Source organism: Paenibacillus hebaui, from assembly GCF_051934385.1.
Lineage (GTDB): Bacteria > Bacillota > Bacilli > Paenibacillales > Paenibacillaceae > Paenibacillus.
In genome coordinates this window covers 2987892-3004690 of sequence record NZ_CP196836.1, presented here as the reverse complement: position 1 = coordinate 3004690, position 16799 = coordinate 2987892, and the positions used below count along the sequence as shown (strand labels likewise).

The following is a 16799-nucleotide window of genomic DNA, read 5'->3' as shown; positions in this document are numbered from 1 at the left end:
TGTCATTCCTCTCTTACCGGATGCTCTCTCTGCTGTTCAAGTAGGACCTTAAGCTTGCGATTGCGACTTTCCAAAAAAGCCTGCATGTAACTCTTCAACACGAATCGTTCCGCGACCCATCCCAGTACACCAAGAGGGGCCTCGAACCTTAATGTATCTCTCATGCAAGTGATCTGTTTTCCACACTCGCTGAAATGATGTTCGTGGCGCATGCTCTTGAAAGCCCCCTTCTCCATCTGATCGACAAAGATATATGGGTATTCGTACTGGACAATTCTTGAAGTTAATTTCTGTCGGATGCCAAAATGTGTGGCCTGGAAAGTCACGGTGTCTCCTGTTCCAATCCGGCCTGTTGTTACACCTGCTATAGCCCGTTCCCTCGTATGTTTCCAGACGGTTTGGGTGTGAATATCAATATCCTTCGCATAATCAAAACATCGTTCGATCGGGGCATGTATTCTAATCTCGGTTGTTACTTCAATCATGGGCAATCGCTCCTAAAAAGGAAGATGAAGGTCTGCGCAAAGTATACCTCTGCTCTCTATAGAGAACAACGCATAGCACCATAAAATCACAAAAACGGGTCCCCTGTCATCGTACAGGAGGCCCGTTTGCGGCATGAAGTTATTTTATTATTCAAGGTTAAATAAGCAATTCATTAATAGCAAGGCTACGCTCTTTGGACAGATCACGATACTGCTCTGACTCAACCTTGATTAACGGTTTGAAAATATCAGATGTATTGTTCATGACAATTACGCCCCGTTCACCATTGCTCAGAAGCACTTGTTTGCCGATGAAGTTAGGAAGCAGATGCTGCATCAATGCCTGAACCGGCTTCTCGTTCAATTTACCGAATCCCATGGCATAGATATCTCGAAGGTTGTTGATCAGGTTTGGATTGCTTGCCCCGTGGCTGTCAGATCTCATCCCGATGTAAATATCAGCGACAGATACGATCTGTGTGTATGGATGAATCTCGTCTTTCTTCAATTGCATCGGATATCCGGAACCGTCCTCCAGTTCATGATGCTGTAGAGCGACCAGCGCGGTTGCCTCATCTGTCATGGAACTCTTGATAATATCATGTCCGTAGATGGTGTGTCGTTGCAATTCAAGCTGCTCGTCTGCTGTTAACGGTTCGATCTTGCTACGAATCCGGTGAGAGACCTTACATTTGCCGATATCGTGAAGATAGCCGCCCCGACTGATCTGGTAACTCTCTTTCTGAGAATAACCAAGCCAGTTAGCAATGTAAAATGATAACAGTCCAACCTGAATGGAATGCGTGTAGTTATTGACATCGTCTCGTTCCAGCATCATGAGAAGATGGACTACATCCTTTTGCTCATCCAATCCCTCCACCATCGGTTGCAGTGCATCATCCACCATCGTTGCGTTGAACTTACCTACCGTCAGCGCTTCGAGAAAGGCAGATTGATAATTATGTACAGTTTGTATAAATTGGGATTTCAGCTCTTCTTCAGGCGGTTCTTCCTTGGTACTTGCTCCAGATGAATATTTTGCTGCTGCCGCAAAGAATTCGGCTTCCGTAATTTCTTCCTGACGTGGTTCAATATCCACATAGTCCACGCGATGCTGCATCAGCAAGGTAATATCTTCGCTTTTGATGACAGTACCCTGGCCCAAGACGTGTAATCCCGCTTCGCTGAATGTATCCGCAGTCAGACGGTCTCCATCTTGCAGGTTCATAATATGGATTCTCAAATCGATACTCCCCCTGAACAATCATTTATAGTCAACAGCACCCGATACATCAGGTCCCAAAAATCCCTATACTACTTTATATCGATAAATATTCACTTTTTATCCATAGTCCAAACGACCTTAATCACAAAAGGAAATACGAACGCATAAGACTTTATCCTCATCCCATTTTTGCAAAAAGTCCCGGTTTCGAATTTTCATTTGCACAACAGGTCTTTCACTTAACACCTATATACGCAAAAAGCCCAAACGCAATCTTTGGACCTTTTACGTATGAAGTTAGATTTTAATTGAATTCAGACTTGCTCCCTGGATGAAAAAACGTTCAATCCTTTTCTCTATAGCAGGGTCAGGAATCAGCGGTGGCGCTTGGTGTGGCTTCACTCTGGCATCGATGATGATCTGATCACAACCCCAATGTTTGTAGCTGTAACCACTATTCACGCCGTACATATCATGGGACGGATTACTGCGGGTAAATGTCGCCCACAGGAAGTTGCTGAGATTCGCACTCAGGAAAGAGCTGTCATCACATAACACGATCATTGGAGAAGAGGATAGATCCCCTTTTTCCTTCAGCATGTCGGTAAATGCCTTCATCTCTTGTTCTGTATCCGCATAACTGGTGAATTTTTCACCCTGGATGGCAACGATTCCTGGCATCACCAGTTGTGGATTGGTGTAACCACGAATATCCTTCAATGACTCCGGTACGTCTCGGCATAACTCCCGAATCTTGTCACCGTAGGCCGCAAATACAACCTTACTACCACTGTTCAACCCGGTTCCCGAGTAATCCAGTGTATCGATCGTTGTATTGGTATGGAAATGAATATCCCGTTGCAAATCCATTCGTTCCAGAATATACGTCAAAAATTCCACTTCCCGATGGGTATCCAGCGGCTGCTGATCTTCTGCCGTAATGAACAGGTATTTCGCCAGACTAAGCTGACCCGTACCCAGAATCCGACTCGCAATGGTCAGCAACTCTGTTGGCTGTTTAACCGCTTGATACGGCGTGTAACGCTCACTTCCAATCGCGAACAGAAGCGGATGTACCCCTGCGGCATCTACGGCATGTACTTCTTTGACACCCGGAATCTCCTGTTTGATCGCATCGCCCGTGATTTCGTGAATCAGATCGCCAAAGGCTGTATCCTCTTGTGGCGGACGACCGACGACAGTAAACGGCCAGATCGCATTAGGTTTGGCATAAACTTTATGCACTCTCATTAGCGGGAATTCATGCGTCAGACTGTAGTATCCCAGGTGATCACCGAACGGACCCTCAGGTTTCGTCTCGCCTGGATAAATATCACCCGTAATGACAAAATCAGCATCATTGCTGATGCAATACCCATCCTTATAACTGTACCGAAAGCGTCGTCCGGCGAGTAGACCGGCAAAAGTCATCTCACTAAGTCCTTCAGGCAGAGGCATCACAGCAGAAAGCGTATGGGCAGGCGGGCCGCCGATGAAAATACTCACTTTGAGCGGCTCTCCCTTTTTGACTGCCTTGGCCTGATGAATACCAATCCCGCGATGAATCTGGTAATGCAGTCCAATTTCATTGTTCAACTCGTAATCATTGCCATCCAGCTGTACCCGGTACATGCCCAGATTGGAATTCATGATCCCTGGCTTATCCGGGTCTTCCGAATAAACCTGCGGCAGCGTAACGAACGCGCCCCCATCCATGGGCCAATGTTTAATTAACGGTAGATCTGAGATCTGTATCTCCTGAGCGGATACAGGCAGGCTAATCGACTTCTGCTTGGGCAAGGCTTGCCAGGCGGCAAGTCCTGTGCTGATATGCTGAAACGGCGTTTTGAGTGCCTTCATAGGATCGCCCCGCACGACCATAACACGCTGTACACCTTCAAGCGTGCCACGGAACATGAATTTGCTTCGCTCCACTGTACCGAACAGGTTGGATACTGCCTGGAACTTCGATCCTTTTACATTTTCGAATAGCAGGGCCGGACCCGTCGCCGCATGCACTTTCATATGGATCGCTGCCATCTCCAGATGTGGATCAACTTCTTCTTTCACTCGAATCAAATGACCGTGCTGCTCCAAATCATTTACACAATCTTCCATATTACGATATTTCATTGGATGGCTCCATTCTTTGGTTGATAAATTGGTTATGTTCAACTATTCACATGGACGTATAGAGGTTGTTGCTGAACAAAAGCTGGGTTTCCCTACTCTTTTTTCACTATTAAATGATTTATCCTCTCGTCTCTTCTATCTTATCAAATGATATGCCGCTAAACAAAACAATATATGAAATTGGTCACGTACACACACATCAAAAGAGCAATATTAAAGCAACCGGAGCCCTGTATTCATGAGGACCCGATTGTTTCAATATTGCTGTTCGTTATTCTTGGTTTGCTTTAGGATGTAGTCGTGACCGATCTAGGAATCGTTACAATAAACTGCGTTCCTTCTCCAGCTTGGCTCTCCACATCAATTGTACATTGATGCAATTTCAAAATTTTAATCACAATGGACAGCCCTAAGCCATTGCCTCGAAGCGCGCTGCTTCGTGCTTTGTCTACCATATAAAAACGATCAAAGATATGAGGAAGGGCTTCTTCTGGTATTCCTTGTCCTGAATCTCGAATAGATACCTTCACGAATGAAGATGACATCTCGATTTCGACATGAATGGACCCATCGGGACCTGTGTATTTGATCGCATTGCTGATTAAATTCAGCCAGACCTGATCAAATAAATCTTTATCCACCGTAATCTCGCAAGGCAATAAATCCAATTCTATCTTTATATTTTTGTGCGCCCACTGCGGTTCCGCCAGTACGATGGTTCTCCTTAATTGTTCATCCAACTGGAATGTGGTGAAATGAACCGGATGATGCTCCGAATCAAGCGAGGCTAATCGAAGTAGATTATCACTAAGCCTGGACAGCCGTAATGTTTCTTCATATATGATATCCAGATGCTCTTTCTGTTCCTCTAATGGAATAACGCCATCTTGAAGCGCTCTAGTAAACCCTCTAATCGATGTAAGCGGAGACTGCATCTCATGAGAGACGTTGCTGACAAAGTCATCACGAACAGAATCTATTTTTTGCAACTCGCTGGCCATATGATTAAAGCTCTCCATCAGATCACCGAACTCATCCTTATTATTATGCTTCAACCGGACCGATAAATCGCCTGATGCCATTTCCTTCGCTGCAAACGTTAGCCTTTTGATCGGCTTCACAATATACCCGGACATGAACAATATTAATAAACTTCCGATGGCTAAGACCGTTAATAGCGATATCAAGAGCGTATTTTTCAAATTATGAAAAATGGTCGAAAAATCACTTTGGATCAGAAGTGCACCCACTTCATCATTCATCCTGGGAACACCAACGATCCCTGTTCCATCTGTATTGGATAGAATAACCGCATCGGTTGAACTCGCCTCGAATAACAAATTAACTTTTTCCTCGGGCAAGGATGACAGCACTTCACTTTGTTCATTCACCGAAGTGATTTTCAAGCCGTATCGTGCAAAGAGTTCAAAGCTTGATTTAACTTTTTCTGGATCATCAATCAGGTTTATCAATGCAGCTATATCTTCAGCAACGCTTACGATAGAATGATTCGGTCTCTTTTCCTGAGACCCAACATTAAGTATAAAGGAGAGAATCAAACTGACCAGAACAATACCAATAAATGTAGCCACGATTCGAAGACGCAGACTTTTCTTCAACATTTTCATGCCTGCTCCAGACGATATCCAAGTCCTCTTACTGTTGAAATCGTTAGCTCAGTCATCGGTTCCAATCGTTCTCTTAACCGCTTGATATGCACGTCAACGGTACGCTCGTCGCCTTCGTAATCGATTCCCCATATATCTTCTATGAGCTGTGTACGTGTGAATATTTTCCCTGGCGAACTCGCCAGAGAAAATAACAACTCACATTCCTTCTTTTTCAATTCAACCGTTCGCTCTGCGGCAACAACTGTCAAACTGCCCAGATCAATCGTTACGTCGCCTATGATAATAACATTTGATGATATTTTGTTGTATCGCTTCAATAACGATTTCACACGCAGGACTAACTCTACAGGATCAAAAGGTTTGACTAAATAATCGTCTGAGCCAGCATTAAATCCTTTGACTTTATCCTTGGATTCTCCTTTGGCAGTCACCATCAGGATCGGAATGTCCATATAAGATCGGATATCTTCCGTCAGTTCAATGCCGTCTATTCGCGGCATCATCACATCCACAATGGCTAGATCAATCTTCGTATGAGACAGGATGTCCAGTGCCTCTTGACCGTCTGGAGCTTCCAAAACGGAAAAATGATTTTTTTCAAGATAGATTCGGATTAATTTGCGGATATGGGAGTCATCATCCACTACAAGAATCGTGTTCATGTATCCATTATCCTTTCCGCTATTGGTTTTATTCGTATCGTAAAGACTCCATGGGGTCCAGCTTCGCAGCCTTCGATGATGGCATCAAACCAGCAATGATACTAATCACTGTACTTACAGCAATTCCGAAAACAATATAGTATCCAGACAGGTTAATTAGTTTTGCTCCAAAGGCGTTGTCCAAGAGAATATTCAATACATAACTAATGATTATCGCCAAGACTACCGCAATGATACCACTGAATACTCCCAATAGAGCAGATTCTGAGAAGAATATTCGCTTGATGTCTTTCTTTCTTGCTCCAATTGCACGAAGAATTCCGATTTCCTTCGTTCGTTCCACGACACTAATATAAAGCACAACCAAGATCATGATCCCGGATACGATCAACGAAATCCCTGCAATACCAGAAAGTACAATCGTAGCCATGTTCACATAAGTCGTAATATTCTCCATGATTTTTGCCGTTTGGGAGCCCGTGAAGCCCGCATCCACAGCAGCTGCATTAATATCATTTACATATTTCATATCGGTTGCATAAGCATTAACTTGAATTGGACCAATGGAGATTCCATTATCCGTATACATGTGCTCCAGTGTCTCTGATGAAAGGTATCCTGGGGATTGCTGCAATGGAGATCTTTGATCTGCAACTTCATATATACCTGATATGGTCACTTCTTTTTCCAATGTTATTGGTTTATTACTGCCATCCATCTCGTTGATATATAGAAACACAGACTTGCCGATCATCGATTCACCCTGGTCATTTCCACTTAATTGTTTCGCCGTATCCAAGGGTAATAACATCTGATTCTCAACCGGAAGAGTTCCTGCTGTAATCGTTTCTGGATCAAAGGCATCCGTTAACGTCGTCAACTGCGTGAGTCCCACACTTTGTTCTTCATTAACTATTGTTGATTTGCCTGTAATGGAAGTGATGGTCTCTACATGATCCACATTAGGGAAATTACGAATCGTTTCAATATCAGCTTCTGTGAACGGTTCACCTGTCGCCATCAAAGCTTCCGGGCCTTGCATATCTTTGGCTTCTTCACTCGGCTTCGTTATATCCACGAGCAAAGGGTCCATGCTTGAATTGATTTCGTCGTTCATATAAGTCGTTATCCCATTACCCAAGGAGAGCATCAAGAGCACACTTAATATACCTATAGATCCACCCAACGCTACCATTACATTACGCTTGGCATTGAGTTTCATATTTTTGAGAGCCATGTTAAATGAAGCAAGCAGGCCCAGGCTCCGGGAAGAATCTTGACCACTCTCGTAGACAGCCGTAGAAGGATCTTTGAGGTGAATGTCATCACTAATCCGCCCCTCCTCTACCTTCACTATACGTGTACCTGAATCAGCCACTTTCTGCGAGTGAGTTACGGCAATGACCAGCATTCCTTTTTTTGCTATGCTGTCCAGCAAGGCCAGGATCTGATCTCCGTTCTCCTTATCCAGCGCACCTGTTGGTTCATCCGCCAAAATAATGTCCGGATTGTTGGATAAAGCCCGCGCGATGGACACCCGTTGCTTCTGACCACCGGACAGCTGGTTGGGACGTTTGTTCAGATGATCCTTTAGCCCGACTTCTGTCAAAATATCAATGGCTCGCTTGTTCCGGTCCTTCTCATTCGTATCCGTCATTTGCATAGCAATCGTAACATTTTCAAGGACGGATAGATGCGGGATCAGATTAAAATTCTGAAATACAAAGCCGATATTATTCTTCCGATAATCATCCATTTCCTTCTCCGTCATGGCACTTAGGTTCTTGCCGCGAACAAGGACGTCCCCTTCATAATCGGAATCCATTCCACCAATGATATTCATCAGCGTTGACTTGCCACAGCCTGATTCGCCAAGGATTGAGACGAATTCCCCAGTCTCAAAGCTTAGGTTCAAACCGTGGAGTACCGGAACCTTTTCCTTGCCATATAATGTGTATGATTTCTTTACATTTTTAACTTCTAATATCTTCATCTGGATCTCTTCCTCTCCTGATCTTGCGCTGTATATCTATCTATTTGATGTTTCATAGCGTAACAAATGAATGTGAACTGATAATGAACTGGGCTATCGGTATCTGCCTGTACAAAAAAAGACACCTGCACTTACTTGAAGTGAATCGTGTCAAGTAAGTGCAGGTGTCAAAAAAACGCCATGAAATGCGAATTCATGGCGTTTCTTAATTTACCTCTATCCTAAATAATCCATTTATTCCCTAGATAATTCCTAAAATCAACGACTATTCAAACTCCTTCAACAATACGCTTCGCCCTAACCTTCACCTCACGGTACAGTTCGTCTTCATCAATGGTAAGTAACTGCCTGCTTCTCATGAGAATTTGACCATTCACAATTGTGGTGTCCACGTCCGCACCATTTACGCTGTAAGCCAGTAGCGACTCTATTTCATGTACAGGTTGCAGATGGGGTTTGACCAGATCAATCAGAATCAGATCGGCTTTGCGGCCTGCTTCCAGCACACCTACTTCATCATGAAGAGCCAGCAAACCCGCACTTCCGCGTGTAGTCAGGTGTAGAATCGCTTTTGCCGGCAGACGAGTAGGATCGCCATAGTCCAGCTTTTGCAGCCAGGTTGCTGCTTTGATCTCTTCAAACATATCCACTGTTGTCGCACTTCCCGCACCATCGGTTCCGATTCCAACATTAATTCCTTGTGCCAGCATCTCGGTAATGGGAGCAATTCCACACCCCAGCTTCAGATTACTGACTGGATTGTGTGCTACGCCGCCACGCATGCCTTTCAATCTGCCGATGTCCCTTCGATTCAGGTGTACACCATGAGCAAGCAGCACATGTGCCTTTTCAAACAAACCTGCCTCTTCCAAATACTCCGTTGGCGTCATGCCATAGCGATCGCGAATCTTCACGACTTCTTCCTTCGTCTCAGCCAGATGAATGTGGATGGGCACGTTCTCCTGTTCGGCCATCGCAATCACTTCCCGCAAAGGTTCTACGGGACATGTGTAGGGGGAATGGGGTCCATACATCGTTGTGATCCGTCCCTCGGCCCCTCCAGACCAGCGCTGTACAAGATCGATTGCTTCCTGCAACCTGCGTCCCTCATCATCCTCCATGAACACCATTCCGCGTGTCAGTGATGCCCGGATACCCGTTTGCTTCACTGCTTCTGCGATCTCGTTCATATGGATGTACATATCCGCAAAGGCAGTGGTACCCGAACGGATCATCTCGGCGATGGATAGCTGGGCACCCCAATAGATATCTTCAGGAGTCATCCGCGCTTCTGCAGGCAGCATTTTGCGGTCAAGCCAGTCCATCAGCTTCAGGTCATCCGAGAATCCCCGGAGCAGACTCATCGGTGTATGCTGGTGGGCATTAACCAGACCCGGCATGGCAATCTTATTGCGGCCATCGATAATTTCATCTTCAGGTTGAGGCAGAATGTGGTTCGCAATCTGTGTAATGCGATCTCCTTCAACACGAATATCCCCCATGAAGGGGGCATCGGCATCTTTCATCGTTAAGATCGTAGCTTGCTGAATCAATATGCTCATTACATTCACGACTCCTCTGGATTTGGTGTGATTCCTTCCATATCCGAGGGTAAGCCTTCACGTAACGGGAAGGTCAAGTCATTTTAATTTTTGAATCGTCATCTTTCTGAAACTTTGAATAAAGGGCTTGGGGTCCATTTCGACCATGTATGGATAGACTCCTGTACTCGTATGCAGATAGAAAAATCCACCCTCATCGCCCATTCTTCGAAATGACATGTCAAACACCTCCGTGATGTTGAACTCACGGTATTTCGTCACGATTTTATCGGAATACAGAATCATGGAGCGGGCATTCTTATGCACCTCTTGGGCGAGACCCGTCACTTCTCTCTGTACTTTGTAATAGGGTAATACAGCAACGCAGTTCATGATCTCCCTCCATTCATGCCATCATTATTGTTCCATCATAGCAGATCGGAGGGCGCCAGCAAAAGAACATGAAATCAGGTGATCTTGGTCGTCACTTTTAGCGGCATATGAAGTGCATCCTGAATGTCCTGCAAAGAAAGACACTGCTCAATATGAAACACACCATGTGGCAACTCTGTTCTATACATGCGTTCTGCCACGGCTGCAGCCACCGCTGCTGTTGCGTCTGCTTCCTTGGCGCCAACCAGCAGTTGTTCGACGCGGACTTGCTCGCCATTTTCCCATCCTACGACATCAACCTTGACTGCATACATCGGCTCCCCTCCAGGAATAAGGCCAAATGCCTTGACCGTTCCGTTTCGAAGGGCTGGAATACGCAGCAATGTGAATATTCCCATACGTTTCGAAATCGCCATGGATTTGGTTATCCAGCGAGAATCCAGACAGAGTCTGGTAGATACGGTTGGAATACGTAACGTTCGAGCAACCACATGCTGATCCGAAAAGTTAAATCGATATGCCCTCCGGTTGCCCAGTTCCGCTCCAAAATCAATCCATTTGCCATCTCCAAAACTCTGCACCTTGGCAGGTTTGCCCTTTATCATCACTTGATAGGTAGCATTCATCTGATCAACGGTCCACTCCACGGCCGCCTTCCCGTGCTTCTCCCCAAGTCCCAGCATCACAGTAATATCTGCCTCCTCCACCTGATCCATATGCATGGTCGCTTCGCGTACAAGCAGATTAGTCACTCCCGGTGATAATCCAACGCTGAGTATCGCGGTTGATTCCGAACGTTGCATTTTGGAGTGCAGCTGTTCAACCTGAGCCAGAAAATCAAACTTTGCTGAAATATCCATATAATCGGTTCCGGCTTGTGCGCAGGATTCAACGAACCGGGTATCGGTCTGATCCACACACATGATTACGAGCTTCACCGAGCGTAACATTGCCAGGTCCACAGGTTGTGTTACATCCAATTGAAGCGGCTGGACTACGCCACCTGTAGATCTGCTGAATTCTTCAGCCTTATTCATTCGGGTACCTGCCGCCCATACTTTGCCTGGGAAGGAGCGTCCCAACTGGGTACATATCATTTGCCCCACTTGACCGTATCCACCAACCACCCAGATCTGATCTTTCACGAGGCTCAATTTAGTTTCGACTTGCATAATACCCCTCCACCCAGAACGCCCCGAAGTAACGTGTAATTTGTGAGAATCCGCATTCGGCAAGCAGCTGAATCATCTCTTCAGATGATATGGGGTCGGATTCACGGCCCAAGGAAGTAGTAAAGCGCTCCCACTCTTCTGGAAGGACGCCTGCACTCAACATGTGATCCTTCCAGGCTTGCATCATCATTGGATATGCAGGTGAGCGAAGATCAGCATTCACAGCCGCAATGATCAGTGGCGCTCCCGGTTTAAGTCTCGCTGCAAGGCTGGTCAGAAATGTTCGCTTGGACTCCATCCCCTGAATAAAATGCAACATGAGCATGCTCGTCGCCCCATCATATAAAATATCTTTCGGCAATTCTTCCACCGTGACAGGTAGCAGCTTTACTCTGGAACCGATGTCCGCCTCCACGACTCGTCTCTCAGCGAGCTGTAACATGGGCTGCGAAGGATCTACTCCGGTAAACGTCCATCCGGCATGGCGTGATCCAAGCAGAGCAATCTCTTTCCCCCCTCCTGCTCCAGCTATAATTATATGAATATCGTTGTTATCCGTAATCGATGCTGCAAGCAGCCTCTCCATCAGATCATGCATATGAGAATAACCCGGAATTTTCAAGGCTATCGATTGTTCGTAGCGATGTACATCTGCTGTTTCCCAGCTCATGGATGATTGATTCTGATTCATGGATACTGCACCCCTCTTGAAATGAAGTTAGACTTGACTCGTTGTTCGTCTAATTTCATTATAGAAGGATACGCCAAGCCTACAATCCCAGAACATTGGGATATACGCGCATAGGGAGGGGAGAAATCTTGTTGACATCACGTATGGACCGTAACCGCAGACTCATCACTTCTCTTGAAAAAAGGACCTGGACCTCGCGTACCTACCGGGAAGCTGTACTGAAGCAAATCCAGAACATGGTTCCCTATGAAGCTTACTGTTTCACAACGGTTGATCCACAGACCCTTCTCTCAACGGGTGCTGTGACAGAAGACGGAATTGAAGCCATTCATGATCGGCTGTTCGTTAATGAATACATGGAAGAAGACATACATAAGTATGCTGATTTGATTCGCAGCGGTGAGCACACAGCCATTCTTCATGCATCGATCAGCTTAAAATCGGAACAAAGTTTGCGATACGTTCATATTCTTCAGCCAGCAGGTTTCAGCGATGAACTGCGAGCCGTACTGGTCAGTGGAGGTGCTTGCTGGGGATACCTGACCCTGTATCGTAAGACAGGACGGTCCTTCTTTACGGAAGAGGAGCGACTATTCATTCAGGCATCGACTTCTTCCATTGCATCGATGCTGCGATCCACAAGTCTGACACTGATGGATGAGATCACCAGCGAGAGTCCCTCAGAACCGGGCATTTTAATCACATCGGACACGTTCCAGCTCTTATCTGTGAATGCCCCCGCTCAATATTGGCTGTCACAATTGCGTATGCTTGAACATATAGGGCCGGATATCCTGCCCCGCCCAGTTCGTGCAGTCAGTTCACATCTGCAGCGTCAGACTCGTACAGATCGAGATGTAACGGTTGCACAAGAAGCTGCCCATGGTTCCCCCTCCAAAGTCTGTATTCAACTCTTGGACGGTCGTTACCTCGCACTTCATGCCAGCCTCATGCAACAGCCTGCGGGACCGGATCAGATTGCCATACGGCTTGAACAGGCCATGCCACAGGATCTGCTTCCTTTGCTCGCCGAGAGTCATGGACTATCTATTCGGGAACGAGAACTGTTAGGTTACGTGCTACGTAGTTATTCTTCCAAAGAGATTGCCTCAGCGATGCATATTTCTGTCTACACGGTTCAAGACCATTTGAAATCCATTTTTGCTAAAACGGATGTATCTTCGCGCCGTGAGCTGATCTGGTATTTTGTATCCCGTTTCCAGCTGTCGGATGAGCATTCTATTAATAGAACGATAGATTGATTCATTAATTGAATAAATCTGTTATGTATGATCTGAAAAATCCCTTATCAGTAAACAGGATAGTGAACTCATCACTCTGTTTATTGATAAGGGATCTTATCCATCCGTTGTAACTTCTTTTTTATTAATGAATATCTATTTTCTTGAAATAACCGATGGCCAGTCCGAGACAAATGATAGACGTAGCAGCGATCGAAATATATGAATACTCTGGAGGATATTTGGCTTCCAGTGTTCCATTGGCAATATCCAATGCTGCGGTCCATGGAAACAATCCGCGATGTTCGCTAGTAGCAAGCATCACATTCACCAGTGTAATAATAATGGTTACGATAATCGCTGGCACAAAACTTTTTAATACGAGTGTAATCAGAATGATTGGGGTCGACAACAGAAACAACAACAGACCTGCCACTACATAATTGCTGAGCGAGTTGAGCACGAACTGTGGAGTAAGACCTGCAAACTGACCCAGCGAACCAAAAATGATCGCCAGCGCCCAAGCGGATAAGGTAAGCAACATAATCCATCCCAGCAGCATAATCCATTTGGACATCAAAAGAGCGACTCTGGAGACGGGAATGGTCAGCAGATTCTTCATTGTATCCTCTGCATATTCCCTGTTATACAGGTAAGCGGTAATGACACCATACAATGGAACTCCAATGACCAGTACAGCATATATGCTTGTGTTGGACATAAGCACACTGAATTGTGCAACAAGATAAGGCTCTTTTGTTTTCATTTGTACAAACATGGCAGCAGCTACCATCAAAGGGGCAACGGCCGCGCCGATGATACTAAGCAGAAACATTTTAGAGCGTTTCAGCTTGAGAAGTTCAGTGTAAAGCAAATTAACCAATGGTTCCACCTCCAACCAGCTTGGTGAAATAATCTTCCAAACGATCCTCACTCACCATAATTTTGGTTACATTGATGTCATTTTCCATAAAGATTCTGTTTAGCTTCCCTTGTTGTCCAAGATGAGAGTAAACCCGGATATTGCGTTCATCATGAATTTCATATTCAGCCTGATCCAAACCGTCGAGAATTACCGCAGCCTTATTATCATCTGAAACTTGAAATTCCGTGTATTTACGGTTCCTTTTCCGAAGCTGCTCAAATGAAATTTCCTCCAGCAGGTTCCCTTCATGAATAATGCCCATGTAATCAACCAGTTGTTCAATTTCCGATAAAATGTGGCTTGAGATCAAGATGGTAATATTTCTCTCCGTGGCCAGATTTTTAATCAGTCTGCGAATTTCTTTGATCCCAATCGGATCAAGTCCATTGGTAGGTTCATCAAGAATCAGCAATTCAGGATAGTGCAACAGGGCTCGGGCAATGCCTAACCTTTGTTTCATTCCCAAAGAATATTTGCCAACCAATTTTTTGGTTTCATTTTGCAAACCTACGATTTCAAGCGAGTCCTCAATTGCATTCTTTTTGTATATCCCCATGATTCGAGCGTTGATAGATAAATTTTCACGAGCAGTCAGGTTCTCATAAAAACCGGGTACTTCTACAATCGAGCCGGTTCTTCTTAATATTTCTTTTTGATTGGTAAACAGGTTCTCCCCAAATATCTCAATCTCACCATGCGTTGGTTTGATTAGACCGAGCAGCATACGGATTGTTGTTGTTTTCCCTGCCCCGTTGCGTCCAAGAAACCCGTATATCCCACCTTGTTGAACGGTCATGTTCAGTGAATTAACTGATTTTTGAGTCCCGTATTGTTTGGTAAGATTTGTTGTTTTGATAATTACACTCACGTCTAGCGCACCTTCCTTCCAAGAACTGATAATTTCATTCTAGGTTTCAGATTTTAAATAGCGCTTATCCAAATCTTAACTATCTCTTAATTGTGCTGTGACTGTGACAGCCGCTTATACTTGGGGATCGTGAATATAAAGGATGTTTTCACACCAGGTGTGCTCTCTGCCTGCAAATGCCCATCATTTTTCTCAGCCAGTGTCCGGGCAATTGAAAGCCCAAGCCCGCTTGCCCCAAAGACAGGGCTACGTGAGTGGTCACTGCGATACATACGTTCAAACACCAGATTTAGCTCTTTCTCCGATATCCCTGGTCCCTGATCCCATACGGTTAATTGAAAATCGAAATGATAACATGCTATTTCAATTCCCAGAACGCCCCCTTCATGCCCATACTGGATGGAATTTTGAATCAGATTACTGATGAGGCGATTGATACTCAGCCTGTCTGCCATAACGAAGCAAGGGTAATCCGGAATCTGAATTTCTAGATCCATCTCTGCTTTTTTGAGACTGGGTATAAATTCAATCAAAATCTCCCTGGTCAATTCGGCCAGATCCAACGGCTCAGCCTGCATGGGCATCTCGTCTGCATCCAGTTTGGCCATGGTGAACATCTCATCTATCATTTTTTTCAAGTCCTTTGATTTCCTCGACAAAATATCCATATAGTCTCTTCTCTCTTCTTCTGTGGAAGCAATATCATCCTTGAGCGCATCCACATAACCAATCATCGAAGTTAGAGGTGTGCGAATATCATGAGAAATGCTGGAAAGCAGACTCTTTCTTGCTGCCTGAGAGCGCTGGGCATCGATCTTTACGTTTTCTAGCTGCTCCATCAGGTCATTTGCTGCAAAAACGATCTCATCCAGCAGTACATTCCCTTTGCTTAATATTCTTCTTTTTCCTTCTCCATTGACCGCCCGCTGCAGTTCAGAAGCAATCGATTGCTGCTTGCTTCGAATCTGATATTGATTAACGAGTACCAAGACGCTGGTGAAAACGAAAGCTGCAAACAACCACATTCGTGAACCATTCGTCAAGCTCGTGTAGTATTCCAGGACAAGTGCCCCAGCTCCGATGATCAACTGCAGACCAGATAACATCAAGACGGCATCTCTATTCATCCCGTTCACCTACAAATTTATAACCGATACCCCAAACGGTTTTTATAAACTGTGGATTGGAAGGATCGGATTCAATCTTCATTCGCAGCTTTCGGATATGTACCATGACGGTATTGTCATCATCCAAATACCCGTTATCCCATACATTTCTGAATAATTGGGCTTTGGTGAACACCTGACCAGGATTGGACATCATAAATTTGAGCAATTCCGTTTCTTTGCCAGTCAGATCGGTCTCTTTTCCCTGGACATCAATTGTGTATGTTTTCAAATTCATCATCAATCCTTTGAAGCGAATGACCTCACTGTGGTCAGGAACTTCCGTCCCAAGAACCATAAATCTACGCATGAGTGCCTTAATTCTGGCAACCAGTTCATGAATGCTAAATGGTTTGGTAATGTAATCATCTGCGCCGATGCCAAGACCTATAATTTTGTCTGTTTCGTGGTCTTTGGCTGTCACCATCATGATGGGTACATTACTGATACTGCGAATTCTTCGACAAGCTTCCATACCGTCCATCTGAGGCATCATCAGGTCAAGAATGACCATATTATATTTGTGCTGTTGAAACAGCTGCAGCGCTTGTTCACCATCTGCGGCAGTATCTACGGTGTACATCTCCCGCTCCAGGTATTTTCGGATCAGGTCTCGAATCTCCTTATCGTCATCCGCAATGAGTACACGAATATTTTGCATGATTTCAACCTT

General features: G+C 45.1%; 15 protein-coding genes. 1 reads left to right on the top strand and 14 read right to left on the bottom strand.

All coding sequences use genetic code 11. The annotated features are described in order from the left end of the window. Positions 1-2 precede the first annotated feature (2 nt). The 10 genes from ACR32F_RS13405 to ACR32F_RS13360 all read right to left on the bottom strand — a co-directional run bounded on the left by ACR32F_RS13405 (position 3) and on the right by ACR32F_RS13360 (position 11926). Entirely contained in the window at positions 3-485 is a 483-nt protein-coding gene (locus tag ACR32F_RS13405) for an SRPBCC family protein (protein ID WP_440119157.1), read from the bottom strand. A 157-nt stretch (positions 486-642) separates the two neighbouring features. Then, entirely contained in the window at positions 643-1728 is a 1086-nt protein-coding gene (locus tag ACR32F_RS13400; RefSeq protein ID WP_440119156.1) for an HD-GYP domain-containing protein, read from the bottom strand. Positions 1729-2007: 279 nt separating this feature from the next. Beyond that, on the bottom strand, positions 2008-3843 hold the full coding sequence (locus ACR32F_RS13395; RefSeq protein WP_440119155.1) for a UbiD family decarboxylase: 1836 nt from the start codon (positions 3841-3843) through the stop codon (positions 2008-2010). A 287-nt stretch (positions 3844-4130) separates the two neighbouring features. After that, on the bottom strand, positions 4131-5465 hold the full coding sequence (locus ACR32F_RS13390) for a sensor histidine kinase (protein WP_440119154.1): 1335 nt from the start codon (positions 5463-5465) through the stop codon (positions 4131-4133). 2 nt (positions 5466-5467) lie between these two features. Continuing rightward, positions 5468-6136 (bottom strand): response regulator transcription factor, encoded by a 669-nt coding sequence (locus tag ACR32F_RS13385; RefSeq protein ID WP_440119153.1) that lies wholly within the window; start codon positions 6134-6136, stop codon positions 5468-5470. 28 nt (positions 6137-6164) lie between these two features. Continuing rightward, on the bottom strand, positions 6165-8129 hold the full coding sequence (locus ACR32F_RS13380; protein WP_440119152.1) for an ABC transporter ATP-binding protein/permease: 1965 nt from the start codon (positions 8127-8129) through the stop codon (positions 6165-6167). 269 nt (positions 8130-8398) lie between these two features. Then, on the bottom strand, positions 8399-9691 hold the full coding sequence (locus ACR32F_RS13375; protein WP_440119151.1) for an amidohydrolase: 1293 nt from the start codon (positions 9689-9691) through the stop codon (positions 8399-8401). Positions 9692-9769: 78 nt separating this feature from the next. Beyond that, positions 9770-10063 carry a hypothetical protein gene (locus ACR32F_RS13370; protein WP_440119150.1) on the bottom strand — a complete coding sequence of 98 codons (294 nt, stop codon included), beginning with the start codon at positions 10061-10063 and terminating at the stop codon, positions 9770-9772. Between the two features lie 74 nt (positions 10064-10137). Continuing rightward, a complete protein-coding gene (locus tag ACR32F_RS13365; RefSeq protein ID WP_440119149.1) occupies positions 10138-11235 on the bottom strand; it encodes a saccharopine dehydrogenase family protein in 1098 nt (365 codons plus the stop codon). Then, on the bottom strand, positions 11219-11926 hold the full coding sequence (locus ACR32F_RS13360) for a class I SAM-dependent methyltransferase (RefSeq protein ID WP_440119148.1): 708 nt from the start codon (positions 11924-11926) through the stop codon (positions 11219-11221). The genes ACR32F_RS13365 and ACR32F_RS13360 overlap by 17 nt, the downstream gene beginning before the upstream one ends. A gap of 128 nt (positions 11927-12054) precedes the next feature. On the opposite strand from ACR32F_RS13360, the gene ACR32F_RS13355 reads away from it, so the two are divergent. Continuing rightward, positions 12055-13188 (top strand): helix-turn-helix transcriptional regulator, encoded by a 1134-nt coding sequence (locus tag ACR32F_RS13355; protein WP_440119147.1) that lies wholly within the window; start codon positions 12055-12057, stop codon positions 13186-13188. Between the two features lie 124 nt (positions 13189-13312). Here ACR32F_RS13355 and ACR32F_RS13350 read toward each other — a convergent pair whose 3' ends face one another. The 4 genes from ACR32F_RS13350 to ACR32F_RS13335 all read right to left on the bottom strand — a co-directional run bounded on the left by ACR32F_RS13350 (position 13313) and on the right by ACR32F_RS13335 (position 16787). Further along, complete coding sequence (locus ACR32F_RS13350) at positions 13313-14050, bottom strand: ABC transporter permease (protein WP_440119146.1); 738 nt, start codon at positions 14048-14050, stop codon at positions 13313-13315. After that, a complete protein-coding gene (locus tag ACR32F_RS13345) occupies positions 14043-14960 on the bottom strand; it encodes an ABC transporter ATP-binding protein (RefSeq protein WP_076214666.1) in 918 nt (305 codons plus the stop codon). The genes ACR32F_RS13350 and ACR32F_RS13345 overlap by 8 nt, the downstream gene beginning before the upstream one ends. 86 nt (positions 14961-15046) lie before the next feature. Next, on the bottom strand, positions 15047-16087 hold the full coding sequence (locus ACR32F_RS13340) for a sensor histidine kinase (protein ID WP_440119145.1): 1041 nt from the start codon (positions 16085-16087) through the stop codon (positions 15047-15049). After that, positions 16080-16787, bottom strand: a complete 708-nt coding sequence (locus tag ACR32F_RS13335; RefSeq protein WP_440119144.1) for a response regulator transcription factor — start codon at positions 16785-16787, stop codon at positions 16080-16082. Before ACR32F_RS13335 ends, ACR32F_RS13340 begins: the two co-directional genes overlap by 8 nt. Positions 16788-16799: the final 12 nt, after the last annotated feature.